A 23,206-nucleotide genomic window follows, 5' to 3' on the forward strand; every position below is an offset into this window, starting at 1 on the left:
CGACGCCGGTGATGATCTCCATCCCGCACCCCACCCGCTGCCCTTAACGGCGCTCGAAAGAACGCCCGTAAGATCAGAAGGCAGGTTCAGACTAATCCCGGTAGGCGGCCCTCTGCGGATGGGTACGAAGCGGCGCACTTGCAGGTGGAGTTCCACCACCCGCCCGTGGGAGGGCAGGTCAAGCAACCGTCGTCGGTAACGGGTAAGCGTCCGGTGACGCGGCGACCGAGTGTCAGGTTGCCGCGGGTGCTGCGTCGCTTGGCAGGTTCCATGGCAGGAGCTCGGCGATCCGACTGACAGGATGGTCGGCGATGCGCTCCAGCACGCGGCGGAGGTAAGCCTTCGGGTCGAGGCCGTTGAGCTTGGCGGTGGCGATCAGCGAGGCGATTGCCGCGGCACACTGGCCGCCTGCGTTGGAGCCCGCGAACAGTCAGTTCTTCCGGCCAAGGGCGAGCGGAACGCCTGCTGCGCGGCATTGCCGTGACGAGAATGAACTTTCTGTTCCTTGGCAGCGACGTGGGCGGAGAGCGCGCCGCCATCATCTACACCATTGCCGAGACCGCCAAGCTCAATGGCCACAATCCCGAGGCCTACATCACCACCGTGCTCGACCAGCTGGCGAAGGGCCACCTCGCCAGCAAGATCGATGAACTGCTGCCGTGGAAGCTCAGTCCAAATGGTCAAGCCGTGGCTGTAGGCTGACGCCTACCCAGAGCCCCGATTGCACGCCGAATCACAGTGTCGCGTCGTCGGGCATCCACACGACATCGACCACGCGCCATGGTCACCGCAAGGCCACGACAAGCTTACGCTTACGGATGGTCACACCGGTATAGGGCAGTGGATCGATACCAAATCTGCAAAGACTTCGGCGGCAGGCCGTGGCCGTCCCAAGTAGTAGCCCTGCGCCGCCGTGCAGCCAGCACGCCGAACATGCTCCAGCTGCTCGGCAGTCTCGACGCCCTCCGCGGTCGTAGTCATGCCCAGGCTGGAGGCGAGGGTCACGATTGCGTCCACGATCGCCGCGCTACCCGCTCCTCCTGTCGACCCCCGCACGAAGGACTGGTCAATCTTAATCTTGTCGAACGGAAAGCTTCGCAGATAGCTCAGCGAAGAGTACCCGGTCCCAAAGTCGTCGAGGGCAATCTGCAGCCCCATGCCTCGCAACTCGTGCAGCAAGGCGAGGACCACCCCGCTGTCCTGCAGCAGAACTGACTCTGTCACCTCCAACTCTAGGCGGCTCGCCGTCAGTCCCGCTCCCACTAACGCGCTGGACACTGCATTAGACAACTGAGGGCTCGTGAACTGCAAGGGCGAGAGGTTAACCGCAACCTTCATGTCGTACGGCCAGCCAGCAGCGTCTGCGCACGCTTGCCGTAGGACCCATTCTCCGATCGGCACAATAAGGCCGGTCGCCTCCGCCACAGCGATGAACTGGTCCGGGGGTACCAGGCCTCGCTCTGGGTGGCGCCACCGCAGCAGCGCTTCAAAACCGCGGATCCGGTCCTCCCGAAGGTCGAAGAGTGGCTGATAGAACAGCTCCAGCTGACGCTTCTCCAGCACGTCCCTCAGGTCCGCTTCCATTGCCAAGCGCGCCTGCAGCTGTGCCTGCATCTCCGGCGCAAAAAAGCGAGCGCATGAGCGGCCATCGGCCTTGGCGCGGTATAGAGCCACGTCGGCCTTTTTAAGCAGATCGGCGGCGTCGTGACCGTCGGCTGGGGCAAGGGCGGCACCGACGCTCGCGCTGATCACTACGCGGTGCCCGTCGATGTCGTAGGGCGCGCTCAGCGTTCGCACGAGCCTCTCCGCGAATGCCTGAGCTGCCATGGGTTGGTCTGGCGTGGGCTGTAGGACGGCAAATTCGTCTCCGCTCAGGCGCGCCACCATCTCGCCATCGCGCACGCATCCGCGCAGCCGCTCCGCTACGACTTGAAGCAGCAGGTCCCCCGCAGAGTGACCGAGGGTATCATTGACGTTCTTGAAGTTGTCGAGATCCAGGCAAAGGACCGCGAGCCAACCACTTTGGCTTTCTAGCCGTCTCATTTCGTGTTCAAGCCGCTCGCGGAACTGGATGCGATTGGGAAGGCCGCTGAGTGCGTCGTGGTGAGCCATGTAAGCGATCTGAGCTTCGGCAAGCCGGCGCTCGGTGATGTCCTCGTAGGTGGCGACCCAGCCGCCGTCAGGCATCGGCCGGTGCGACACAGCGACCGAGAGTCCTCCACCGCTACGCTCGCGAACGAAGTCCCCCGGTGAGCTGTTGCGTATCAGCGTCTCCTGCACCTCGTAGATTGTGTTTGCTAGCTCGCCCCCGCCGTGCCCATCCTTGGCAAGCGCGTGCAGGATGTCACTCATCGGGGTGCGCGGCTTGGCCAAGCCGCGCGGCAGGGCAAAGAGTTCGACGTAGCGACGGTTGCAGACGATCAGGCGTCGCTCCGCGTCCACCATACACAGTGCTTGCGACATATTGTTCAGAGCCGCGTCGAAGCGCGCGTTCTGAGTGTGCAGCTCGCTATGGGTGCGCCGAAGGAGTCTATTGTGCAGCAGCAAGAGGGCGAGGAGGACGAGGCCGCAGGCCGTAAGGGCAAGAAGGATGCTCGAGAAGATCCAGTGAAGGCGGCTGAGCTGCCGCTGGTCTTCTGCAACACGGTCGCCGCCTTGAGTATTTGCCGCCGCCGCGAGCCCCGCCAGCCTCGGCTCGAGCGGCGATAGTAGATCCAACAGTTCCCGGTGGCCCGTCGTGGTTAGAGCCGCTACCCGCGGCTCAGCCGCCTCGACCGCCGCGGCGAGCGAGGAGACGACATCACCTAGCTCGGGACGGCTTACGATGAGGTCCGCCACCCCGCTGCCCTGCAGTAGGCCGACCCGATTTGCCAGGATGTCGAGCCGGAGCTGGATTTCCTCCTGATCGACCGCGCCGTCGGCGAGTGCGTGGCCGGCGATCCGTTCGTTGAGTCGCGCGAGCTCAGAAACAGCTTGGCTGGCAAGCCACGCGGTATTGTAGCGCGACACTCGCCGAAGCGCGTCTTGCCGCTCTACGATGAGGTGGGAGGTGTAAACGGCCGCCAACACCAAGAGAAGGCCGACCACGGCAAGGAGCGGCCACACAATTCGGTCGAGCCGGCTACCGCCACGATACACCCGCAGGGCGCGCTGCACCGGCGGGGTTACGTCTCCCGCCCGGGAGGTACGGTCAGCGTACATCCAGGCGCGCGAGCTGCCAGGCGGAGCGCGAGTAGAACCGCTGATGCTTAAGCTCGGGCCGACTGTCGAACGGATAGACGATGAAAAGTGGCCCCTTGTCGCGCACCGGCATGTACTCCCCATCCCGCTTGAGGGCGAGCAGCACGCCGTAAGCCGCAAAGTCGCTCACCGGAAGCTCGGTGGTATAATCGTTAAGAGCATAGGCTAGTACCCGGTCGCCTGAGGCGCCGACCGTCTCGAGCAGCCGGTCCATGCGGACGCCGTCAAACCGGACCGGGCCTGGGTACCAGGGCGTCATAGTCTTGAAGCCCGACATCCCCAGTGCTTCGAGCATCGGCCGATCGAATTGCGCTGCATCGCCCTTGTTAGTGTTAGCGATCTTGCCGCTGACTGTCAGGACCGGTCGCTCCGCGGGCAGGGCCAGCGACGCTGCGGCGGTTCGCCGGGAGAACGCGAAGCATGTAGCGACAGCCAATGCCGCTGCTACCGGGCGCCGGCTCACGGCATGCTTTAAGAAATCAGTCATTGGTTATCCCCGAACCGTGCGCAGTTCCCCACCCCGGGGGACCCGCAGGCGAGCCTCACCTTGAAAGAAACAACAAATTCCCAGGAAATTTCAATCCTAAAATGTTATTGTGTATCGGAACAATTCTATTTATGTGTTTGTCGCGTTCGTAAATGCGAGAGAGGTCCATGGGGACGACTATCCGCCGACTGCGTCGCCCGCAGCTTGGTAACGGGTCTGCAGAAGTGTGTATGGGGCCGGCCGAGAGGGCGGCTATGATCCGCGTCGCCACCGAGAAGCTCGGTGAACTCTTCAGTGTCCTGCAGATCGACCACCTCGACGACCATAATACCCGGGACACGCCGGGCCGTGTCGCGCGGATGCTTGTCGAGGAAACTCTGCGCGGTCGGTACGACCCGCCCCCACGCATCACCGACTTCGAGAATGCCCAAGCCTTTGACCAAATGATCGTAACCGGCCCGATCGAGCTGCGCTCGACCTGCGCCCACCACCTGATGCCGATTTACGGTCATGCGATCGTCGGCGCACTGCCGTCGGCAGATGGCAGGATCATCGGTCTGTCGAAATACGACCGGATCGTCGACTACTTCGCCGCGCGCCTCCAGATCCAAGAGGAATTGGTGAAGCAAATCGGGCAGCATCTGGTAGACGTGACAGCCCCGCGGGGGCTCGCGGTGCGCATCAGCGCCGTGCACATGTGCAAGACGCACCGCGGGGTGCGCGCCAGCCATCGCAGCCGGATGGTGAACAGTGCCTACTACGGTGAGCTTGCCACAGACCGGGCGCTGCAGGGCCAGTTCCTTCAGGAATGCGCTACGCTGGAGCGAGGTGTAGCAAGATGACCCAGCTTTCGGAGGCTTACGCTACAGCTGATGCCGCGAGGGGCGCTATGGGCCACGCGCCGGCCAGAGTACCCATCCATAGATCGACGAAAACCTACGACCACAGCGAGGGGCTCTCCTGCTGCTTTCGGCAGTGGCGGGCCCACTCCCATTGCCGGCTGATCCACGGCTATGCTCTCGCCTTCAGGTTCGTTTTTGCCACCCGCGAGCTCGATGAGTGCGGCTGGTGCTTTGATTTTGGTGGATTGAAGCCGGTGAGAGCTTGGCTCCACGAGATGTTCGACCACACTATGCTGGTTGCCGAGGACGACCCTAACCTCTCCGACTTCAAGCGCCTCGAGGAGAAGGGCATGGTGACCCTCCGCGTGCTGCCAAAGGTGGGCTGCGAGGCAACGGCTGAGCATGTGTTCCACCACGTCGCGCGCTTCGTTGCGGAGCAGACAGCGGGGCGAGTTTGGCTCGAGACGGTAGAGGTGCGCGAGCACGGCGGAAACTCAGCACTGTACGAAGGAGGGACGCACGAGCTTGTCCTGCATCTCACCGGCGAACTCTCGCCGAAATAGGTCAATGACAGCCTCAATGGCGTTGCGCTTCGATCCCCAACTCCCGCCACATCCAAGCGAAGTCGTACTCGCCGATCGGGTCCCCAGTTGGGCGTTTGGCCGAGTAATTCTCTAGGTCATGTTGAACCGCCCTGGGTACGCGGGAGGCCCCAACCATTGAGAGGATGGGGCAATGACCAAGAAGAGGTCGAACCGATATTCGCCTGAAGGTAAGCGTCGCGGCGTTGGCACATTGCGGCGCGGGCTGACGGCATGATCGAACTCGGCCATGGTCAAGCCGCTGCCGCCGACCGAAGCTGAGGACGCTCCTACGATTACTCGTATGAGTGTGCGTGAGAAGCCGGTCGAGGTGATCACCCGCGGCGAGCGGCGGCGGATTTGGACGGACGCGCAGAAGCACGACATCGTCCTGGAAAGCCTGGTGCCGGGTGGCTCGCCGATCGCGGTGGCGCGGCGCCACGGCATTGGCACTGGGCTGCTCTACACTTGGCGGCGGCAGATGGTGGAAGGCCAGCTCAAGGCGTTGATGCCTGCGGCGCCGAGCTTCATGCCGGTCGCCGCCTTGCCGGAGGACCAGGCGGCTGCAGCAGCGCCGATATCGCCACGGGCGGCCCCCGCTGCCGCGGCGATCGACGGCATCCCCGGGCGGATCGAGATCGTGCTGCCGGACGGCGTGACGGTACGGGTGGGTGTGGCGGTGGACGAGACCGCGCTGCGCCGGGTGTTGGCCGTGTTGGGTCGCCAGTGATCGCGCCGCCCGCGGGATTGCGGATCTACCTCGCCTGCGGCGTCACCGACATGCGCAAAGGCATGGTGGGCCTGGCGATGCTGGTGCAGCAGGGCCTGGCGGAGGATCCGTTCGGTGGCGCCGTCTATGCCTTTCGTGGCCGCCGGGCCGGACTAATCAAGCTGCTCTGGCATGATGGGGTCGGCCTGTGCCTGCTGACGAAGAAACTGGAGCATGGGCAGTTCGCCTGGCCGACGACCACGACGACAGGCTGCATCGCCTTGTCGACGCCGCAGCTGGCGGCGCTGCTCGACGGCTGCGAATGGCGCGCCCCGGTGCCGCGCCGCAGGCCGGAGCTGGCCGGGTAAAAGCCCTGCGATTCGGTGGGAAACGGTAGGTCCGACGCGGCGGCCTTTGGCATCATTGGGGCGTGCAGATCGACCTCGACACGCTGCCTGACGACCCGGCCATCCTGCAGCAGATGTTGCGCGACGTGGTGGCCGCCGCGGCGCATCAGCACGGCGCGCTACAGGCCGAGAACGACAAGCTGCGGCTGTTGATCCAGCGTCTGCTGCGGCAGCAGTTCGGCCGTCGGTCGGAGCAGCTCAGCCCGGACCAGTTGCAGCTCGGGCTTGAGGATCTCGAGCAGAGCGTCGCCGAGAACGAGGCCGGGCAGGATGCGGCGGACGCCCAGGCGGGCCGTCGCCGCCCGGCACCACCTCGGCGCAACCACGGCGCCCTGCCGGAGCATCTGCCGCGCTACGAGGTGCTGATCGACGTCGAGCGGCGTGACTGCCCCTGCTGCGGCGGCACGCTGCATGCCATCGGCGAGCTCCGCACCGAGCAGCTCGACATTGTCCCCGCCCAGCTGCGGGTCCGCGTCACCCGCCGTCTGCGCTACGCCTGCCGGGCCTGCGAGGGCGCGGTGGTGGTGGCGCCTGCGCCGGAGCGGCCGATCGACGGCGGCATGGCGACCGAGGCGCTGATCGTGCATGTGGTGGTGAGCAAGTTCTGCGATAGCCTGCCGCTGCACCGCCAGGCGCAGATGCTGGCACGGCAGGGCGTGACGCTCGATCGCTCGACGCTCAGCAACTGGGTCGGCCGGGCCTGCTGGTGGCTGACCCCGCTCTACGATCTGCTGATCGGCACGGTGCTATCCTCGGCCAAGCTGTTCGCCGACGACACGACGCTGCCGGTGCTGGACCCCGGGCGCGGCCGGACCAAGACCGGACGGCTCTGGTGCTATGCGGTCGATGATCGGCCGTGGAGTGGGTCGGCACCCCCGGCGGCGGCCTATGTCTACGCCGAAGACCAGAAGAGCACGCGCCCTGCCGCGCATCTGGCGGCATTCCGCGGCGTGCTGCAGGTGGATGGCTATGCCGGATTCAAGCGGCTGGCGGGCGACCGGGCCGATGGTTCGGTCCGCCTGGCGTTTTGCTGGGCCCATATGCGACGCGGATTCTATGAGTTCCACGTCTCCACCAAATCACCACTCGCGGCCGAGGTGCTGGCGCGCATCCGTGACCTCTACGCGATCGAGAGCCAGATCCGTGGCCATCCCGCCGAACACCGACGACACGTGCGGCAGGAGCGCAGTCGACCGGTCGTCGAGGCCCTGCATGCCTGGCTGCAGGCCCATCTGGGCCGCGTCTCCGCCACCTCGGACCTGGCCGTGGCCATCCGCTATGCACTGCGGCATTGGCCGGGCCTGACGGTGTTCCTCGAGGACGGCCGGGTCGAGATGGACTCGAACGTGGTGGAGCGCGCCATCCGCCCGGTGGCCATCAATCGCAAGAATGCATTATTCGCCGGGAGCGACGGCGGGGCGCGGCACTGGGCGATTGCGATGACGCTCATCCAGACCGCCAAGCTGAACGGCGTCGACCCGCAGGCCTGGCTCACCGACGTGCTGGAGCGCATCGTCTCGGGGCGGACCAAGGCGACCGAGCTGGACGTGCTGCTGCCGTGGAACTGGCGCCCCGACGCCGACCTCCCCGTCGCCGCGGCGGCATGATCGACAACCCCGGGCAGACGGAACGGCTGCTCACCAGGTTGCAGGCGGCACTGCCAATGCCCGCCCGCATGACGCCGGAACTCGCCGCGACGCTGCGCACCCCGGAGACCACGACGGAGATCCCGGCGGCCTGTTCGATCATCGCCCTCCACTATGCTGGTAACTAGGGCGGGATCGTCTGCGGGCTCGACTTCGCCACGGCGACCGGCAACGCGGTCTATACCTCGATCACCCATCTGCGGTTCGATCCGCGCCTGCCCCTGGCGCGCGAGATCACCGCCTACCAGAAGCATCGGGTGAAGCGCCTGCAGCGTCAGCCGCCCGGGCCAGGCTGAGCCGCAGGGCGCCGACCTCGCGGCGTGGCATTCTGTCCAATCACTTGTGCCGTGCGGCCGCCGCGACGCTTACGCCTGAAGTCCGGCAGCGTGCGGTGCGGATGGTGCTGGACTATGGGGGCGACGACGCCTCTCAGTGGGCCGCGATTGGGTCGATCGCGGCCAAGATCGTCTGCACGGCCGAGACGTTACGGAAGTGGTTGCGGCAGGCCGAGCGCGATGCGGGCCAGAGGTCCGGCTGCGGAAGCCGATGCAAAGCAGCCGGTGATTCCGACGGAGCCCAGCCACTGATTCCGACGCAAGCCAGCCACCGATTCCGAGGGATGCCAGCCACCCCCGATGGGGGCTGAGGGGTGGTCTGCGGGTAGTCCGCCACCCGGGCCAAGCTCGCTCCGGTAACGCTGCCGGGGAGAGCCATGCCCGCCCAGAGACTGCCCATGCGCCAAGTTCGAGAAGTCCTCCGCCGCAAGCACGCTTGCGGGGAGAGTGAGCGGCAGATCGCCGCTGCAGTCGGGATCAGCCGCTACGAACCCGCTGGAGCGCTTGAACAAAGAGGTGAAACGCGGCCTCGATGTTACCGCCGCCGCCGAATGCGGGCGATGTCGCGCGCCAAGATGCCTTGACCGCGAACATCAGAGAGCAATAGCTCGATCATGGTGTCGCTTTCGCAAGTGTTTTGACAATCTTTGCCCCCCCGTGGGACTGCTTAGGTATGCCAAATGATCAAACCCGCAACGTTTCTCTTACGGCCGAGTTGAACGCCTTCATCCGCAAGCAGGTCGCGTCCGGTCACTACCAGAATGCCAGCGAGGTTGTGCGGGCGAGCCTGCGCCTGCTGGCGCAGCAGGCCGACCGCGAGGCACTGCCGGCACTCCCTCGACCCGATGAGCGACCGATACCGCGCCCTGCGGCAAGGGGACGTCATGCACGGCAGGTCTGAGGTCGGAGTGCCTGCGCTGAACTTCCTGGCCGGCGGTGGCGAGATGGGTGCGCTCATACGCTCTCACGACTGGGTCTCGACACCACTCGGCGAGCCCGAGGCTTGGCCACAGCCGCTGAAGACCGCCGTTCGCCTCATCCTCAACACCGGGCACCCCATGTACGTTTGGTGGGGCCCGGACCTCCTCTGTTTCTACAACGACGCCTACCGCCGCACGCTCGGGCCGGAACGGCACCCGAGGTCGCTTGGGGAACGGGGCCGCGAGGTCTGGGCAGAGATCTGGCACTTGATCGGCGATCAGGTGGACTTCGTCATGGCGGGTCGCGGCTCGACCTGGGACGAAAGCCGGCCCGTGCCGATCACACGCTTCGGCCGATTGGAAGAAATCTACTGGACGTACAGCTATAGCCCAATCGACGATGAAACGACGCCTAACGGCGTCGGTGGCGTGCTTGTCGTTTGCACCGAGACCACACAATCCGCGCTCGCCGAGCAGCGGCGCAAGGCCGAAGCCGAGCGACAGCGTCTGCTTTTCGAGCAAGCGCCGGGCTTCATCGCCATACTGTCCGGCCCCGAGCACGTCTTCGAATTCGTTAACCAATCCTACGATCGGCTGTTTGACCGCCGTGGTTTTGTAGGCAGGACCGTGAAGGAAGTTTTTCCTGAGCTGCAGGGCCAAGGCGTCCACGAACTGCTCGACGCTGTGTACGCAACAGGTGAGCGCTTCGTGGCCGGTGCCATGCCCGTCCGCCTGCGAGCAACGCCGGAGGCCGAGTCAACCGACCGCTTCCTCGACTTCATCTACGAGCCCATGCGCGACGAGGGCGGAGCTGTTACAGGCATCTTTGTCGAGGGCTATGATGTCACCGAGCGGGTAAACGCCCAGGCCGGTCTGCATGATGCGGAAGAGCGCTACCTCGCCCTTTTCAACGGCATCGAACAAGGTTTCTGCACGATCGAGGTTGCGTTCGATAATAGCGACGCGCCCGTCGACTACCGCTTCGTCGAGGTTAGCTCCTCCTTTGAGCGGCAAACCGGCATCGAGAACGGTGCAGGTCGGTGAATGCGCGAGATCGCGCCAGACCAGGACCAGCACTGGTTCGATATCTACGGCCGTGTGGCGCTCACTGGGGAGCCTGCAAGGTTTGAGAACTACTCGACGCCGCTCGGCCGCTGGTGGGATGTCTACGCCTTCCGCATCAGCGGCCCGCACCGGATCGCTGTGCTCTTCCGCGACATCACCGACCAAAAGCGCGCCGAGGCGGCTCTGCGCGAAAGCGAGACACGCTTTCGCAGCATGGCCGACAAAGCGCCAGTGATGATGTGGGTGACCGACCCGAGCGGGTTCTGCACCTATCTGAACGCACGATGGTACGAGTTTACAGGCCAAGAGTTGAGCGCCGGCGAGGGGTATGGTTGGCTCGACGCAATCCATCCGGAGGACCGGCCCCTCGCGGAGCAGATTTTCATCTCGGCCAATGCCGAACACCGCAATTACCGGGTCGACTTTCGCCTACGTCGTGCCGACGGTGTTTACCGTTGGGCCATCGACACGGCGGCCCCCCGCTTTGCTGAGGACGGCAAGTACCTAGGCTACGTCGGCTCGGTGATCGACATCGACGAGCGACGCGAGGCCGAGGAAAGGCTGGCGCTGAGCGAGGAGAAACTGCGCCTCGCCCTTGAGGTGGGCGAGATCGGCCAGTGGGACGTCGACAGTGCCACCCAGGCCATGTTCTGGCCCCCGCGCGTCAAGGCGATGTTCGGCATCTCACCCGATGTGTCGGTCACCTTGGCGGACTTCTACGACAACGTTCACCCGGATGACCGAGTGAAGACGCGAGCGGCCTACGAGGCGGCGAGCGATCCTGTCCGACGCCCGCTCTACGACGTCGAGTACCGTACCATCGGCAAGGAGGACGGCGTTGTCCGCTGGGTCGCCGCCAAGGGGCGCGGCCTGTTCGATGAGGTGGGCACCTGCACGCGGGTGATCGGGACGGCGATCGATGTGACCGCACGTAAGGCGGCTGAGAGGCGCTTGTTCGAATTGAATGAAAGTCTTGAGCAGCAGGTCCAGGAGCGCACGGCCGACCGGGATCGCATGTGGCGCCTGTCGACCGACCTCATGCTCGTGGCGCGCTTCGACGCGACGATCACCGCCGTCAACCCGGCCTGGACAAACTTGCTCGGCTGGTCCGAAGGTGCGCTGATCGGGCGCCGCTTCATCGACCTCGTACATCCCGAAGACATCGCGGCAACCATGGCCGAGACAGGAAGCCTGGCGGAAGGGCGGACGACGCTGCGCTTTGAGAACCGTTACCAGCATAAGGACGGCTCTTACCGGCACCTCTCCTGGACTGCCGTGCCGGGAGACAACCTCATCCACGCCGTGGCACGTGACGTCACGGCGGAGCACGAGCGACAGGCCGAACTCGTCGCCGCCCAGGAGCAGCTGCGCCAAGCTCAGAAGATGGAGGCGGTAGGCCAGCTCACCGGTGGCGTTGCCCACGACTTCAACAATCTGCTCACCATCATCAAATCGTCCACGGAGCTCCTGCGCCGTTCCGATCTCCCCGAGGAGCGCCGCCGCCGCTACGTCGACGCGATCTCCGACACGGTGGATCGCGCCTCCAGGCTCACGGGCCAGCTTTTGGCTTTTGCCCGCCGTCAGGCGCTCAAGCCGGAGGTGTTCGACACGGCCGAGCGCATCCGCTCCGTCACCGACATGCTGCGCACCATCGTGGGCTCCCGCATTCGGATCGAGGTCGACATTGCCTGTGAAGCCTGCTTCGTGGAGGCGGATGCGAGCCAGTTCGAGACGGCGCTCGTCAACATGGCCGTGAATGCACGCGACGCCATGGACGGCGAGGGTACGCTGATGATCAGGGTTGAGGGTCTGTCATCCATGCCCCCGCTTCGTGGCCATGGCGGCAGCCCGGGTCGGTTTGTCGCCCTCTCGCTCTCCGACACGGGTGCAGGCATCCCGACCGACAAGCTCTCCCACATTTTCGAACCGTTCTACACCACAAAGGCGGTTGGCAAGGGCACGGGCTTGGGCCTCAGCCAGGTATTCGGGTTTGCCAAGCAGTCGGGTGGCGACGTCAAGGTTGAGAGCGAGGTGGGACAAGGCACCACTTTCACTCTCTACCTGCCACGGACCGACTCCACGGCCCCAGATGAAAGCGCTGCCGCACAGGATCGCGCTGAGCCCGCCGAGCACGGCAGCGGACGCCGGGTACTCGTGGTGGAGGACAACGTCGAGGTGGGCCGGTTCTCGACACAGCTTCTGCAGGATCTGGGCTACGAGACCATCTGGGCGGCGAATGCGGACGAAGCGCTGAAGCTCATCGCCGAGGTGGACGGCTTCGACGTGGTATTCTCCGACGTAGTCATGCCCGGCATGAGCGGAATCGAACTTGGCCACGAGATCCGGTGGCGCTACCCCAGTCTGCCTGTGGTGCTGACTTCCGGCTACAGCCACGTGCTGGCCGAGGAAGGCCGGCACGGTTTCGAGTTGCTGCACAAGCCCTACGCCGCCGAGGATCTATCGAAGATGCTACGAAGGGTAATCCGCCATCGAAGCCTTTTAACACTCAAGTCGAGAGGAGAGGCTTAATACCAAGTCCCCGAGAGCATGACTCGTTAGGGCTTCCCATTGCGGTGACGAACTGATTCAACATGGCGAGCAGGATGAGGTTCGCCATGCCCATCCCCCTCCGGGCTGATTTTGACGTGGGCAAGCTGCGCGCCCCGGCGCAGCAGACGAAAGATGCGGCCAAGGCTCGTCGCCTGCTAGCGTTGGCGGCAATCTACGATGGGGCATCGCGCACCGAGGCTGCCCGAATTGGCGTTGTGACGCTGCAGATGGTTGTGTTGCAAGGTTTGCAGTAGGCCGTGAATGGCTTTAGCAGACGGTAAATTAGGCAGCGACGTCAAACGACTTGGCGATGAAGATCGCTTGGGCCCGAATGTCACGTCCATCAATCCGCCGCATCTGCCCCTTCTTCACCATCGCAATCACCTCATAGCCTGCCAGGGTTCGTCGCGCCGTCCAGAAGCTTCCGAAGCCAAGCCCCGGCCTGACCAGCCGTTTCACGCGCCGATGGTCTTGTTCGACGATGTTATTGAGGTGCTTGACCTGGCGCAGCCGCGAGCGCCGCCAAAGCTCACCGTCCTCCTTCATCGCCGCCACCGCGCGAGGGTAGGCTGGGTTCTTGTCGACCGTGATGGTACGCGGGTTCATAGTGTGCGGCTGCCCCAGCGCCTTACGGAAGAAGCGCTTTGCGGTCGCCGCGTCCCGCCTGGCCGAGAGCAGGAAGTCGACGGTCTGGCCGCGGCTGTCGACCGCGCGATACAGGTAGGTCCGGCGGCCCTTCACCTTCACATACGTCTCGTCGACCCGCCACGAGCCATTGCTTGGGCGCAGGTGCGGTCGGATCCGCTTCTCCAGCTCCGGCGCATAGACCTGGATCCAGCTGAAAATCGTGGTGTGGTCGACCTATACGCCGCGGTCGGCCAGCATCAACTCGAGATCGCGGTAGCTGATCGGGGACATCAGGTACCAGCGGACTGCTCAGAGGATCACCTCGGCGATGAACTACCGTCTGTCAACGGCGGAGCAAAACCAGTCCAGTGTGGCGGAGTAAAACCAGGCCACCTGCGGCATAGCGGCAGCAGCCCTGAGCGGCCCCCGATCGGGGGCCGCTCAGGGCTGCTGCTGATTCTTTCGATGGTCAGCCGGGCAGGATCTCGCTGGTGTCGGGATCGATTTTCTCGGCTGCAGCGGCGTCGGCTGGCGCTGCCTTTGTCGACTGGCGGCGCCGGGCGGTGGACTGGGCCAGGCGGTAGCTCTCGCCGTTCATGGCGAGGATATGGACATGGTGGGTGAGCCGGTCGAGCAGGGCGCCGGTGAGGCGTTCCGAGCCGAGCACCGCGGTCCATTCCTCGAACGGCAGGTTCGAGGTGACGATGGTGGAGCCGTGTTCGTAGCGCTGGCTGAACACCTCGAACAACAGCTCCGCCCCGGTCGGCGACAGCGGCACGTAGCCGAGTTCATCGATGATCAGCAGCTTGGCTGCCTGCTGCTCCCGCTGCAGCCGGAGCAGGCGCTTCTCGTCACGTGCTTCCATCAGCTGGTGGACCAGCTGGGCCGCCGTGGTGAACACGACGCTGAACCCTCGCTGGCAGGCGGCCAGGCCGAGGCCCAGGGCAACGTGGCTCTTGCCGGTGCCGCTGTTGCCGAGCGCGATGATGTTCTCGCGCCGCAGGATGTACTCGCAGCGCGCCAGCTCGAGGACCAGCATCTTGTTGAGGCTGGGAATGGCGGTGAACACGAAGCTGTCCAGGCTCTTGGTCGCCGGGAACCGGGCCTAGCGGATCCGCCGCTCGACCAGGCGTCGCTCGCGGTCGATCAGTTCCAGCTCGAGGAGGCGCAGCAGGTAGCGGGGGTGGTCGACGCCGTCGCGGGCACATTCGCGGGCCACCTTGTCGTACTCGCGCAGCACCGTCGGCAGCCGGAGCTGCTTGAGGTGATGCGCCAGCAGGACCTGCGGCGTGCCCTGGCTGGTGCCATGTGGCATGGCGTCGGCCGCGGTCATGCCGCCTGCTCCCGCAGCAGGGCGGTGTAGTCGGCGGCCCGGGTCATCCGTACGTCGGTGCCCGGCAGATACGGATAGGCGGTCAGGTCGAGCCTGGCCGGGCGCCGCTCGATCCGCGCCAGGACGATCTGCCGGACCGCGTCAAAGCCGATGGCGCCGAGATGGATGGCATCGGCCACCGCGGCCGCCACCACCTCCTTGGCGGCGATCTCCAGCAGGCGCAGCACCTGGATGAACTCGCGCTTGCCGCGATTGCCCATGCGCGCCTCCAGCAGGTGGCGCAGGTGCTGGAACGCCGGCGGCAGGGCCCAGCCCTGCAGCGCCGCCGCTTGGTCCAGCGCGCCCGGCTTGGTCTCGAGCAGCCCCAGGTAGTGCAGCGGGTCGTAGACGAACTCGCCATGGCCATAGGAGCGGGCGTGGCGGGCGATCGGCGCGCCGTCGCACAGGATCACCACCGCGTCGACGAAGCCCTTCACCAGCACCGGCTGGAACCCGTGCGCCGTCGGCACCGAGTAGTCGTTGCCGCGGTAGCGGACCAGGGCTGTCGACGATACCCGGGCGCTGATGGTCTCGCAGGGCTCCAGGGCGACGTCCGGCAGGCGCTGCAACGCCACCAGATCCGCCGCCAACCGCGCGCCGATCGTCTCGGCATGCCGGCTCGCCCGGTCGGATTGCCGCAGTCTGCAGCGCTCCGCCAGCATGACGTTGAGCGCCTCGTGGGTGGCCGCGATCGGCACCGGGGTCAGGAAGTTGGACCGGGAGAACTTCACCAGCCCCTCCACTTTGCCCTTGTCGTTGCCCTTGCCCGGGCGGCCGAACCGATCCTGGAACAGGTAGTGGCTGACCAGCCCGGTGAACGCCCGCGTCCGCTCGCGCCGGCCGTCGCCGCAAATCCGCACCACCGCTAGCTTGAGGTTGTCGTAGAGGATCGACCGCGGCACGCCGCCAAAGAAGGCAAAGGCCGCGACATGCCCATCAAGGAACGCCTCGGTCGTCTCCCGCGGATAGGCCTTCACGAAGCAGGCGTCCGACTGCGGCAGATCCAGGCAGAAGAAATGCACCTTCTGCCGAACCCCGCCGATCTCTGCCACCGCCTTGCCGAAATTCACCTGCGCATGGCCGGGCGGGTGCGCCAGCGGCACGAAGACCTCGCGGCCCCGCGCCCGCTGCCGCCGCACATGATCCTTCACCACCGTGTAGCCGCCGCCATAGCCATGCTCGTCGCGCAGCCGCTCGAAGATCCGCTTGGCGGTGTGCTGCTGTTTGGCCGGGGCCGCCCGGTCCGCCTCCAGGATCGCCTCGATCACCGGCATCAGCGGCCCCAGCTTCGGTTTGTCCGCTGGCCGCGTCCGAACGTACCCCGGCGGCGCCGAGTACCGGCACATCTTGGCAACCGTGTCCCGGCTCAGCCCAAAGACCCGGGCCGCCTCACGCCGACTGTGACCCTCCAGGAACACAAACCGCCGGACTGCCGCGTAGATCCCAACCACGAACATCTCCCGGCGACCTCACCTGATCGCTCAGGGTAGGCCGCCTGCCACTGGCCGGGCTTTACTCCGCCCGCAGCGGCATTACGCCGCCGCTCCAGTGGCCGACTTTCTCTCCGCCGTGCACACAAGCCCATGGCGCGCACCAGGTCGTCCACCGAGCGGGTGGAAATGCCCTGGATGCAGGCTTCCTGGATCACCGCGGTCAGCGCCTTCTCGGCGGTCCGCCTGGGCTCCAGGAAGGCCGGGAAGTAGCTGCCGCAGCGCAGCTTCGGGATGCGGAACTCGACGGTCCCCGCCCGGGTCTGCCAGTCGCGCTCGCGGTAGCCGTTGCGCTGGTTGATCCGGCTCTCGCTGCGCTCGTTAGGGGCGGCGCCGGTCAGGCCAGCCACCTCCAGCGCCATCAGCCGCTCGGCGGCGAAGCCGATCATCTCGCGCAGCAGGTCGGCGTCGGAGGACTTCTCCAGAAGCCCGCGCAGGGCCATCGTGTCGTCGGTCATAGTGGCTGGTCCATGGTCCAGGGATTGTTGGTCTCAGCAACCCAACCCTACCCAAGACCACCACGATGGCCGCCACCATTACGGTAGCAGCCTCCTACATCACCTCAAGGGACACGATCTCCACTGCCGTCCCGCTCTCGGCTTGCCGCAGCGCAAAGGCGATCTGTTCGTCTGTGTACCGCTTCCGCTTCATGGCACCCTCCTCCAAGGGTCAGAGTGCCCGAAAAACTTGCGCTCCCGCCGGACCAGTTTCGAGGGTCAGGACCAACTAACTTCGCCGGCTTCGGGCGCCGCGCTGCTCGCTCGGCATGCCATTGCGCCGTCGTGGCCCGATACTCTAACTCGCCACCGCGTGTCGCAGCATTGCGCCACAGCTCACGCGAGATCGTCGAGGCCGCACGACCCAGGCGCCGGGCAACATCTCGCACACCATGCCCTTGCGCGCGCCCTAGCGCGATCTCCTCGCGCTCCGTAAACGATAGGTGCCGCACAGAAGGCGACTTCGACGACCGCCCGAGTGTCGATGGTGGCATCCCGCCCGCCTCCCGAAACCAGCGAGACCCTACCGCCTCCGACACCCCCACGCCGATCGCTGCGTCCCAGTTCGACTGTCCCGCCGCAATCAACGCCCAAAACCGTTGCCGGTCCTCACGCCGTGCTACTTCCGGCCGACTAGGCGAATGAGATTTCGCCCGCAAAGCCCAATCCGAACGTCGCCGATCCGCCATCGCCGCCACCCTCCGCCTTGGTGTTGCGACGACCACATGAATCCACCTTGGACCCCGCGATCGCTGTGGTGCACGAGCCCGGCGCCCTGAGCAGGCCGCCGGTTGTGTAGCGCCTGCTCGAGAGCATCGAGGACAAACCCGGCATGGGCGGTCCGCGACACCCGCCAGCCGACGATCCTCCGCGCGAAGGTGTCGATGACGAAGGCAACGTAGACAAAGCCCTGCCAGGTAGCGACGTAGGTGAAGTCCAATACCCAGAGCAGATTCGGCCGCGGCGCGAGGAATTGTCGCTTCACCCGGTCAGCCGGGCACGGATCGCCCTTGTCCGGCATCGTCGTCCTGGTCTCCTTCCCGCGCACCACGCCGCGCAAGCCCAACTGCCGCATCAGGCGTGCCACGGTGCAGCGGGCCACCGGCGTCCCCTCACGGCCGAGTTGGCGCCAGACCTTCCGCACGCTGTAGACGCCGAAGTTTTCGGCGTGGATGCGCCGTACCTCTGCCCGCAGCATCCCGTCCCGCTACGACCTGGCTGAGCCCAGGGTGGGATCAGCGCGCTGCGCGACATAGGCGTGGTAGGTGGACGGGGCGATCGGCAGAACCCGGCAAATCGGCTCGACCCCGTAGGCACACCCCGATGATCGTCAATGAAGGCGATCATGGCTTCGACCGGCGGTCGAGCTCCGCCAGGGCAAAATACGCCGACGCCTTCCGCAGGATTTCATTGGCCTGGCGCAGTTCGCGGTTCTCCCGCTCCAGCGCCTTGATCCGGTCCCGCTCCTCGGCCGTTGGCCCGGCCCGCTTGCCGCGATCTCGCTCGGTTTGCCGGACCCAGCGACGCAGCGTCTCCGCCGTGCAGCCGATCTTGGCCGCGATCGAGCCCATCGCCGCCCATTGCGAGCCGTGCTCCCCAGCGCCCTCCAGCACCAGCCGCACCGCCCGCTCCCGAACCTCAGGCGAGTAGTTCGCCGCCGTCTTCTTCGCCGTCATCGCTCCATCCTCTCAACGGTTGGAGCCTCCGGCAAACCCGGCGCGGTTCACAGTCATAGCGCCGTCGAGCTTGGCTGATCGGTTGTGCGACGATTACCAGTAGGTCGCCGGCCCGTGCGGGCTTGGTCGACAACATCCCGCACGGCAGCGATAAGTGCGTCATAGCTAGCCGGTTTGGGAAGCCGCACTGTGGGCCAGCCCAGGCCGCGCAAATCCGCCTGTGGCGCGTCGTGTCCGAAACCAGTGACGACGACCACCGGCAGATCTGGGGTTTGCATGCGCAGGGCTCGGATGATGCGCTGACCTGCCAAGTCTCCACCCAGGCGTAGGTCGACTACGGCCACAGCGAGTGGTCCCGTGGCTGGGGTCAGGGCCAGAACTTGTCCCTCGCTTGTGGCACACAGGGTATCGAAGCCCTCTGCTGTAAGAAGGTCCTCGATGGCGAGGATGAGTAGCGCTTCATCCTCTACGATCAAGGCTAACGGCCGCGTCTTGTCCTGCATCACACACCTCTCACCCGCGCCGATCCCGAGCCAGCAGATTCCGGCCATCGCAGTTGGCCGCGAGCCAAACCGAATGCGCCATCGTCAGGTAGCAGCGCAGGCGCACCCGACCGTCAGGGCCGATGGCGTCGGGGGCGGCTTCGGTCATAGGCGCGGGGCCGTCACGCGACGTCGGGAGCATAGGTATTCATCCCAATAGGCCCGCGCCGCACGCTGCATCTCGTCTGTGGCGCTGCGCTGGCGGAGGTAGTTTCGTAGCTCGGCCCAGCTTTGCTCGTTCGGTGCGTCCGGGTTGCTGCAATAGGGCTGTGTGAAGGCGCTAGCTGACGATGCCGCATGGGTGACACGCCGCGTCATGTACCCACGGAATCTCATGCGTCATTCCAAGACGCGGCCACCCGCTGCAATCTGGACCAGATGCGGTGGCTTGGGCGGGTCGGTTATGGGCCTGTACACTGCGACAGATGTGCGTTGATCGTGTCTAAGACAGCCCGGCGCTCGGCATCGGGTAGGCTCACCGCCTCCAGACCCAAGGTAAAAATGCGCTGGAAACTTTGCGCGCGTGTTTCCTGCTCGGCCCGCTCAGCGTAGTACGCCGTCAGCAGGGCGTGGCGCTCCGGCTCCAGGTGTAACTCGACTTGCAGGCGCTTGTACCCGGCTTGGCGCATCCGCTCGCGGTAGGCGGCCACGTGCTTGGTGCTACTTTCCGCCATGGCAACCCGCCTCTCAAGATATGGGCTGTCTGCTCGCTCTTAGGGATTTCCAGGAAACTAATAGGTTAAAAACACAAACGATTATCTCGTCTCTGTTTCGTGGCGCCGATTACCCGATCCACCTTCGCCAGAATGGCCGACGGGCAACACCTCCAGCGCGGCGGCATCAGCGGGCTGCACTAAGAACCATTGCCGCCTCCGTATCCGCATCGGCGGACGGTGCACTTGCGGGTTCCGGTTGTCTGGCGGCACGATGTTTTTCTACTTGAACGATATGTCTCGGATTTGTATCAACCCTTGCGCGAACTCAGCGATCAGGGTTTTGCATGACCTTTGCCGACCACCTTCGCCGCAGGCGCAGCTACACGGAGGCCGGGCTGGCGCTGAAGGAGGCCCTCGCCGGTATGCCTGACACGGTCCAGACCTCGCACCAAGTCCATGCCTGGTTGCGGGAAACAGGGGCTAGCCAACTCGCTCAGTATGCCGCGCTGGAAGCCGCACGCCGCTACTACCCACAGAGACCCTGCGGGAGCAGGCGAAGCGGGCGGTGGGAAGCAATTTAGGGCAAGCTCCCGCTAATCCGCGGTAAGCGGGGCTTGTCATGTACTAATCGACTGCCCCTAAAGTAGCGGCCTCTCGCATCGGCTTTTTTGAAGCGAAATCGATTCGGTGGTTCAATGGGCGAGGGAGCGTTGCAACGATCGTAATTTTTCCATTACGGTCCTCGCTAGACGGCTGGATTAGCTGCCATCGCGGCGGGGTCGATGAGGCGAGCTCGAACCTCATCCGGTGCAGCCTCTGCCCAAGCGAGGAGCTTATCCAGCACGGGGCAAAGGGTCTGCCCCCACTCAGTCAGATGGTACTCAACCCGAGGCGGCACCTCGGGATAGACGATACGTACGACTACGCCGTCACCTTCAAGCTGCCTAAGCTGCTGGATCAGCATTTTCTGGGAGATACCGGGAATGGCCCGTTCCAGTTCGGAGAACCGGCGGATGTTTGAGCCAAATAGCTGAAACAGAATGACGAGCTTCCATCGACCTTCAAGCACGCGGATCACGTTTTGCGCGCTCTGTGCAGCGGTCTGCGGCGTGTAATCGATACGCTTACCTTTTGGTAAGTACCTAACTTTTTTGTCTGTACTTGTCATTTTTGCAGTATATGGCAACATTCTCTGCGGCACAACAATGCAGCGGAGAACTCATGAAAATAGAACTACCCAAACCTATAGCTAACTATGTTGAGGCTAACGCACGCCTGGACGTCGAAGGCATGCTGAAGCCTTTCGCGGTCGACGCGGTTGTCCTGGACAACGGCGACCGTCACGAGGGCCACGCCGAGCTGCGGACCTTGCTCGAAGAGGCGGTAATCCCCGTCAAGGCGATATTCACCCCGGATACCGTGCGGCACGAGAGTGGTCAGGTCGTGCTCAAAGGCCCAGCTCATGGTGACTTCAAGGGGAGCCCGATCCGCTTCACCTATCGGTTCACGCTCGACAACGATGCCATCAAAGCCTTGGAGATCACGCTGTGAGCGTCAAACGTGATCCAGCCGAGTTTGCGGGGAAGCGCGTGCTCATCAGCGGCGGAACAAAGGGTTTGGGACGCGCTACCGTCGACCGCTTCCTCAGCGGTGGCGCTCGAGTGATGACGGCTGCCCGTGGAACCCTGAAGCCCATCGAGGGCGTCGAGTTTGTTCAGGCGGACCTTACGACAGCCGAGGGTGGGGAAATACTGGCCAAGGCGGCGCTTGAGCGCTTGGGCGGGGTCGATATTCTGGCTCATGTAATCGGTGGATCGTCGACACCGGGCGGCGGCTTCGCCGCCCTTACAGACGACCACTGGCTGTCGGAACTGAACCTGAACCTTCTAGCCACTGTTCGGCTTGATCGGCTTTTGATCCCGCAGATGATCGAACGCGGCAGCGGCACGGTGGTGCACGTGACTTCCATCCAGTCGGTCCTTCCCCTACCCGAGGCAACAACCGCCTATGCCGCCGCCAAGGCAGCACTCAGAACCTACAGCAAGTCCATTTCGAAGGAGCTTGGTCCGAAAGGTGTGCGGGTCAATGCCGTCTCCCCTGGCTGGATCATGACAGAGGCGTCCGTGGACTTCCTGCAGCGTCTGCAGGCCGCCAACGGCGGCACGATCGAGGAAGCGCGGCAGGTCGTTCTTAGCAGCCTGGGCGGTATCCCAATCGGGCGTCCGGCTGATCCCCACGAAGTCGCTGACCTTATCGCCTACTTGGCGTCGGATCGCGCCGCCGCGATCCACGGCGCTGAGTTTGTCATCGACGGCGGCTCCGTCCCGACGGTCTGAGGTGATTGTTCCGGCGTTCTGGTGCTCGAGCCAAAGCTGTTGACCTGGCCTGTGACGGCTATGGCGCTGCCGGTCAGGTCACCGCTGCGGCGGGTTCAGACATCGTGATCCGGTTCTGAACGCTGGCCCGCTCCTGCATCCTTGCATACCAGGCGAGTAGGGCCTTGCACTCCGCAGGCACGGCAAGGTCGGTAAGCGCTGGCCTGGTGCCCTTCTTGTCTTGGACGGAAGTCGCTGAGAGGTAGGCCGTCGCGGAGGAGAGGCGATGGCCGGATCGAAGTCTCGCATTGGTGCTAGCACTGATGCTGCCACAGATGGTGTGACGCGGGTTGAGATCATCACACGCGGCGAGCCGAGGCGCGAGTACACGTCGGCACAGCGGGCGGAGATCCTGACCGAGGCGGCGTTGCCTGGCGCGCGCGCGCTGACGGTGGCGCAGCGGCACGGTATCTCACCGAGCCTGGTGTATCGCTGGCGGCGGGAGGCGGCGGGTCGTCCGGCGCAGAAATCGCGATCGCGGGCGGCCCGCTTCGTGCCCTTGCTGGTCGAGGACAGCGGTCCCGCCCCCGGGTTGAGCTTTCCTGCGGAGGCAACAAACCTGGCACCCGAGGCCGATCGCGTCGAGGTGCTACTGCGCAACGGCCGTTTGCTGCGGTTCAGTAGCACGACCGATCCCGACGGCGTCGCCCGCTTGGCAGCGGCACTGGAGCGGTGATCACCGTCCCGGCGGGGACCCGGATCCTGCTGGCGACCAGGCCGGTGGATTTCCGTCGTGGCGCCCATGCCCTGGCTGCACTGGTGGCGGCGGAGTTCGGCACTGATCCCTTCTCGGGTGTGGTGCTGGTCTTCCGATCGAAGCGCGCCGACCGGGTGAAGGTCCTGATGTGGGACGGCAGCGGCCTGGTCCTGATCTGGAAGCAATTGGAGGCCAACACCTTCCGGTGGCCGCCCATCGTGGATGGCGTCATGCGTCTGACATCGGTCGAGTTCGCGGCGCTGTTCGACGGCATCGATTGGCGGCGCGTGCAGGCAACGCGGGAGATTCCCAAGCCGAGCGTGCCTGCGTAGAATTGCCGCGCGATGCGCGCCGCGGACCCCCACACCCAACTTGAACACCGCCTACTGCGAACTGCCTGATATGGCTTGTGAATTTGGGAAAATCAGGGGCGCGTGGCACTACGCCTGGGTCGCCCCCGGCGTTTGGGCAAAGTGTCGGGCGTTTGCGCTG

At 64.9% G+C, this 23,206-nt stretch carries 23 protein-coding genes, 7 pseudogenes and 1 other annotated feature; of the genes and pseudogenes, 16 read left to right on the forward strand and 14 right to left on the reverse strand.

What is annotated here, in order from left to right:
* Nucleotides 1–232: 232 nt before the first annotated feature.
* Nucleotides 233–457 (reverse strand): annotated as a pseudogene (locus tag ACFQS7_RS28945) (transposase domain-containing protein); the annotation flags it as partial.
* Between ACFQS7_RS28945 and ACFQS7_RS28950 the strand changes: the two are divergent.
* A pseudogene (locus ACFQS7_RS28950) lies at nt 454–702 on the forward strand (transposase domain-containing protein); the annotation flags it as partial. The pseudogenes ACFQS7_RS28945 and ACFQS7_RS28950 sit on opposite strands and share 4 nt — an antisense overlap.
* Nucleotides 703–822: 120 nt before the next feature.
* Here the strand turns inward: ACFQS7_RS28950 and ACFQS7_RS28955 are convergent.
* On the reverse strand, nt 823–3,156 hold the full coding sequence (locus ACFQS7_RS28955; protein ID WP_380070624.1) for a putative bifunctional diguanylate cyclase/phosphodiesterase: 2,334 nt from the start codon (nt 3,154–3,156) through the stop codon (nt 823–825).
* A 34-nt stretch (nt 3,157–3,190) separates the two neighbouring features.
* A complete protein-coding gene (locus tag ACFQS7_RS28960; protein ID WP_380070625.1) occupies nt 3,191–3,727 on the reverse strand; it encodes a molybdopterin-dependent oxidoreductase in 537 nt (178 codons plus the stop codon).
* A 254-nt stretch (nt 3,728–3,981) separates the two neighbouring features.
* On the opposite strand from ACFQS7_RS28960, the gene folE reads away from it, so the two are divergent.
* The 11 genes and pseudogenes from folE to ACFQS7_RS29015 all read left to right on the forward strand — a co-directional run bounded on the left by folE (nt 3,982) and on the right by ACFQS7_RS29015 (nt 13,036).
* Nucleotides 3,982–4,569, forward strand: a complete 588-nt coding sequence (folE, locus tag ACFQS7_RS28965; protein ID WP_380070626.1) for a GTP cyclohydrolase I — start codon at nt 3,982–3,984, stop codon at nt 4,567–4,569.
* Nucleotides 4,566–5,132: a 6-pyruvoyl tetrahydropterin synthase family protein gene (locus tag ACFQS7_RS28970; RefSeq protein WP_380070627.1), complete on the forward strand. Its 567-nt coding sequence runs from the start codon at nt 4,566–4,568 to the stop codon at nt 5,130–5,132. Before folE ends, ACFQS7_RS28970 begins: the two co-directional genes overlap by 4 nt.
* A gap of 322 nt (nt 5,133–5,454) precedes the next feature.
* Complete coding sequence (gene tnpA, locus ACFQS7_RS28975) at nt 5,455–5,880, forward strand: IS66-like element accessory protein TnpA (protein ID WP_380070628.1); 426 nt, start codon at nt 5,455–5,457, stop codon at nt 5,878–5,880.
* On the forward strand, nt 5,877–6,227 hold the full coding sequence (tnpB, locus tag ACFQS7_RS28980; protein WP_380070629.1) for an IS66 family insertion sequence element accessory protein TnpB: 351 nt from the start codon (nt 5,877–5,879) through the stop codon (nt 6,225–6,227). The genes tnpA (ACFQS7_RS28975) and tnpB (ACFQS7_RS28980) overlap by 4 nt, the downstream gene beginning before the upstream one ends.
* A gap of 113 nt (nt 6,228–6,340) precedes the next feature.
* The gene (gene tnpC / locus ACFQS7_RS28985) at nt 6,341–7,873 is read left to right on the forward strand and encodes an IS66 family transposase (protein WP_380070645.1); all 1,533 of its coding nucleotides are present in this window, start codon (nt 6,341–6,343) and stop codon (nt 7,871–7,873) included.
* Nucleotides 7,870–8,040 (forward strand): hypothetical protein, encoded by a 171-nt coding sequence (locus tag ACFQS7_RS28990; RefSeq protein ID WP_380070630.1) that lies wholly within the window; start codon nt 7,870–7,872, stop codon nt 8,038–8,040. The genes tnpC and ACFQS7_RS28990 overlap by 4 nt, the downstream gene beginning before the upstream one ends.
* A 269-nt stretch (nt 8,041–8,309) precedes the next feature.
* Nucleotides 8,310–8,447 (forward strand): annotated as a pseudogene (locus ACFQS7_RS28995) (IS3 family transposase); the annotation flags it as partial.
* A gap of 473 nt (nt 8,448–8,920) precedes the next feature.
* Complete coding sequence (locus ACFQS7_RS29000) at nt 8,921–9,148, forward strand: type II toxin-antitoxin system ParD family antitoxin (protein WP_380070631.1); 228 nt, start codon at nt 8,921–8,923, stop codon at nt 9,146–9,148.
* Nucleotides 9,093–10,211 (forward strand): PAS domain-containing protein, encoded by a 1,119-nt coding sequence (locus ACFQS7_RS29005; protein WP_380070632.1) that lies wholly within the window; start codon nt 9,093–9,095, stop codon nt 10,209–10,211. Before ACFQS7_RS29000 ends, ACFQS7_RS29005 begins: the two co-directional genes overlap by 56 nt.
* Nucleotides 10,212–12,761, forward strand: coding sequence for a PAS domain S-box protein (locus tag ACFQS7_RS29010; protein WP_380070633.1), 2,550 nt, complete (start codon nt 10,212–10,214; stop codon nt 12,759–12,761).
* An 86-nt stretch (nt 12,762–12,847) separates the two neighbouring features.
* Nucleotides 12,848–13,036, forward strand: coding sequence for a hypothetical protein (locus ACFQS7_RS29015; RefSeq protein WP_380070634.1), 189 nt, complete (start codon nt 12,848–12,850; stop codon nt 13,034–13,036).
* 28 nt (nt 13,037–13,064) lie between these two features.
* Here the strand turns inward: ACFQS7_RS29015 and ACFQS7_RS29020 are convergent.
* The 11 genes and pseudogenes from ACFQS7_RS29020 to ACFQS7_RS29070 form a co-directional block, all read right to left on the reverse strand.
* Nucleotides 13,065–13,715: pseudogene (locus ACFQS7_RS29020) on the reverse strand (IS6 family transposase); the annotation flags it as partial.
* Nucleotides 13,716–13,878: 163 nt separating this feature from the next.
* Complete coding sequence (gene istB / locus ACFQS7_RS29025; RefSeq protein WP_380070635.1) at nt 13,879–14,478, reverse strand: IS21-like element helper ATPase IstB; 600 nt, start codon at nt 14,476–14,478, stop codon at nt 13,879–13,881.
* Between the two features lie 36 nt (nt 14,479–14,514).
* Nucleotides 14,515–14,742: a hypothetical protein gene (locus tag ACFQS7_RS29030; protein ID WP_380070636.1), complete on the reverse strand. Its 228-nt coding sequence runs from the start codon at nt 14,740–14,742 to the stop codon at nt 14,515–14,517.
* Entirely contained in the window at nt 14,739–16,238 is a 1,500-nt protein-coding gene (gene istA / locus ACFQS7_RS29035) for an IS21 family transposase (RefSeq protein ID WP_380070637.1), read from the reverse strand. The genes ACFQS7_RS29030 and istA overlap by 4 nt, the downstream gene beginning before the upstream one ends.
* Nucleotides 16,239–16,360: 122 nt before the next feature.
* Nucleotides 16,361–16,729: pseudogene (locus ACFQS7_RS29040) on the reverse strand (transposase); the annotation flags it as partial.
* Between the two features lie 263 nt (nt 16,730–16,992).
* Nucleotides 16,993–17,457: pseudogene (locus tag ACFQS7_RS29045) on the reverse strand (helix-turn-helix domain-containing protein); the annotation flags it as partial.
* A 47-nt stretch (nt 17,458–17,504) separates the two neighbouring features.
* A pseudogene (locus ACFQS7_RS29050) lies at nt 17,505–18,444 on the reverse strand (IS3 family transposase); the annotation flags it as partial.
* Nucleotides 18,039–18,157: a sequence feature (AL1L pseudoknot), on the reverse strand. (Overlaps the previous pseudogene by 119 nt.)
* 53 nt (nt 18,445–18,497) lie before the next feature.
* Nucleotides 18,498–18,947, reverse strand: coding sequence for a response regulator (locus ACFQS7_RS29055; protein WP_380070638.1), 450 nt, complete (start codon nt 18,945–18,947; stop codon nt 18,498–18,500).
* A 10-nt stretch (nt 18,948–18,957) separates the two neighbouring features.
* The gene (locus ACFQS7_RS29060) at nt 18,958–19,095 is read right to left on the reverse strand and encodes a hypothetical protein (protein WP_380070639.1); all 138 of its coding nucleotides are present in this window, start codon (nt 19,093–19,095) and stop codon (nt 18,958–18,960) included.
* Between the two features lie 292 nt (nt 19,096–19,387).
* A complete protein-coding gene (locus ACFQS7_RS29065; protein WP_380070640.1) occupies nt 19,388–19,660 on the reverse strand; it encodes a hypothetical protein in 273 nt (90 codons plus the stop codon).
* Between the two features lie 727 nt (nt 19,661–20,387).
* Complete coding sequence (locus tag ACFQS7_RS29070) at nt 20,388–20,810, reverse strand: winged helix-turn-helix transcriptional regulator (RefSeq protein ID WP_380070641.1); 423 nt, start codon at nt 20,808–20,810, stop codon at nt 20,388–20,390.
* A gap of 53 nt (nt 20,811–20,863) precedes the next feature.
* Here ACFQS7_RS29070 and ACFQS7_RS29075 point away from each other — a divergent pair, with 53 nt between their 5' ends.
* The 4 genes from ACFQS7_RS29075 (at nt 20,864) to tnpB (ACFQS7_RS29090) (ending at nt 23,046) form a co-directional block, all read left to right on the forward strand.
* Complete coding sequence (locus ACFQS7_RS29075) at nt 20,864–21,193, forward strand: nuclear transport factor 2 family protein (RefSeq protein WP_380070646.1); 330 nt, start codon at nt 20,864–20,866, stop codon at nt 21,191–21,193.
* Nucleotides 21,190–21,978 (forward strand): SDR family oxidoreductase, encoded by a 789-nt coding sequence (locus ACFQS7_RS29080; protein ID WP_380070642.1) that lies wholly within the window; start codon nt 21,190–21,192, stop codon nt 21,976–21,978. The genes ACFQS7_RS29075 and ACFQS7_RS29080 overlap by 4 nt, the downstream gene beginning before the upstream one ends.
* Before the next feature lie 265 nt (nt 21,979–22,243).
* Nucleotides 22,244–22,693, forward strand: coding sequence for an IS66-like element accessory protein TnpA (gene tnpA / locus ACFQS7_RS29085; RefSeq protein WP_380070643.1), 450 nt, complete (start codon nt 22,244–22,246; stop codon nt 22,691–22,693).
* Complete coding sequence (gene tnpB, locus ACFQS7_RS29090) at nt 22,690–23,046, forward strand: IS66 family insertion sequence element accessory protein TnpB (RefSeq protein WP_380070644.1); 357 nt, start codon at nt 22,690–22,692, stop codon at nt 23,044–23,046. Before tnpA (ACFQS7_RS29085) ends, tnpB (ACFQS7_RS29090) begins: the two co-directional genes overlap by 4 nt.
* The last annotated feature ends 160 nt before the right edge of the window (nt 23,047–23,206 follow it).

Origin of the sequence: Dankookia sp. GCM10030260, assembly GCF_042666655.1 — a bacterium.
Taxonomy (GTDB): domain Bacteria; phylum Pseudomonadota; class Alphaproteobacteria; order Acetobacterales; family Acetobacteraceae; genus Paracraurococcus.

Bases quoted from the DNA above. Each gene is read 5' to 3' on its own strand.
- ACFQS7_RS29015 (WP_380070634.1), top strand. From the start codon at position 12,848: ATGCCCATCCCCCTCCGGGCTGATTTTGACGTGGGCAAGCTGCGCGCC.
- tnpA (WP_380070628.1), top strand. From the start codon at position 5,455: ATGAGTGTGCGTGAGAAGCCGGTCGAGGTGATCACCCGCGGCGAGCGG.
- ACFQS7_RS29030 (WP_380070636.1), bottom strand. From the start codon at position 14,742: ATGACCGCGGCCGACGCCATGCCACATGGCACCAGCCAGGGCACGCCG.
- tnpC (WP_380070645.1), top strand. From the start codon at position 6,341: ATGTTGCGCGACGTGGTGGCCGCCGCGGCGCATCAGCACGGCGCGCTA.
- istA (WP_380070637.1), bottom strand. From the start codon at position 16,238: ATGTTCGTGGTTGGGATCTACGCGGCAGTCCGGCGGTTTGTGTTCCTG.
- ACFQS7_RS28990 (WP_380070630.1), top strand. From the start codon at position 7,870: ATGATCGACAACCCCGGGCAGACGGAACGGCTGCTCACCAGGTTGCAG.
- ACFQS7_RS29060 (WP_380070639.1), bottom strand. From the start codon at position 19,095: ATGACCGAAGCCGCCCCCGACGCCATCGGCCCTGACGGTCGGGTGCGC.
- ACFQS7_RS29000 (WP_380070631.1), top strand. From the start codon at position 8,921: ATGCCAAATGATCAAACCCGCAACGTTTCTCTTACGGCCGAGTTGAAC.
- ACFQS7_RS28960 (WP_380070625.1), bottom strand. From the start codon at position 3,727: ATGACTGATTTCTTAAAGCATGCCGTGAGCCGGCGCCCGGTAGCAGCG.
- ACFQS7_RS29075 (WP_380070646.1), top strand. From the start codon at position 20,864: ATGAAAATAGAACTACCCAAACCTATAGCTAACTATGTTGAGGCTAAC.
- ACFQS7_RS29070 (WP_380070641.1), bottom strand. From the start codon at position 20,810: ATGACAAGTACAGACAAAAAAGTTAGGTACTTACCAAAAGGTAAGCGT.
- ACFQS7_RS29005 (WP_380070632.1), top strand. From the start codon at position 9,093: ATGAGCGACCGATACCGCGCCCTGCGGCAAGGGGACGTCATGCACGGC.
- ACFQS7_RS29065 (WP_380070640.1), bottom strand. From the start codon at position 19,660: ATGGCGGAAAGTAGCACCAAGCACGTGGCCGCCTACCGCGAGCGGATG.
- ACFQS7_RS29010 (WP_380070633.1), top strand. From the start codon at position 10,212: ATGCGCGAGATCGCGCCAGACCAGGACCAGCACTGGTTCGATATCTAC.
- folE (WP_380070626.1), top strand. From the start codon at position 3,982: ATGATCCGCGTCGCCACCGAGAAGCTCGGTGAACTCTTCAGTGTCCTG.
- ACFQS7_RS28970 (WP_380070627.1), top strand. From the start codon at position 4,566: ATGACCCAGCTTTCGGAGGCTTACGCTACAGCTGATGCCGCGAGGGGC.
- tnpA (WP_380070643.1), top strand. From the start codon at position 22,244: ATGGCCGGATCGAAGTCTCGCATTGGTGCTAGCACTGATGCTGCCACA.
- ACFQS7_RS29055 (WP_380070638.1), bottom strand. From the start codon at position 18,947: ATGCAGGACAAGACGCGGCCGTTAGCCTTGATCGTAGAGGATGAAGCG.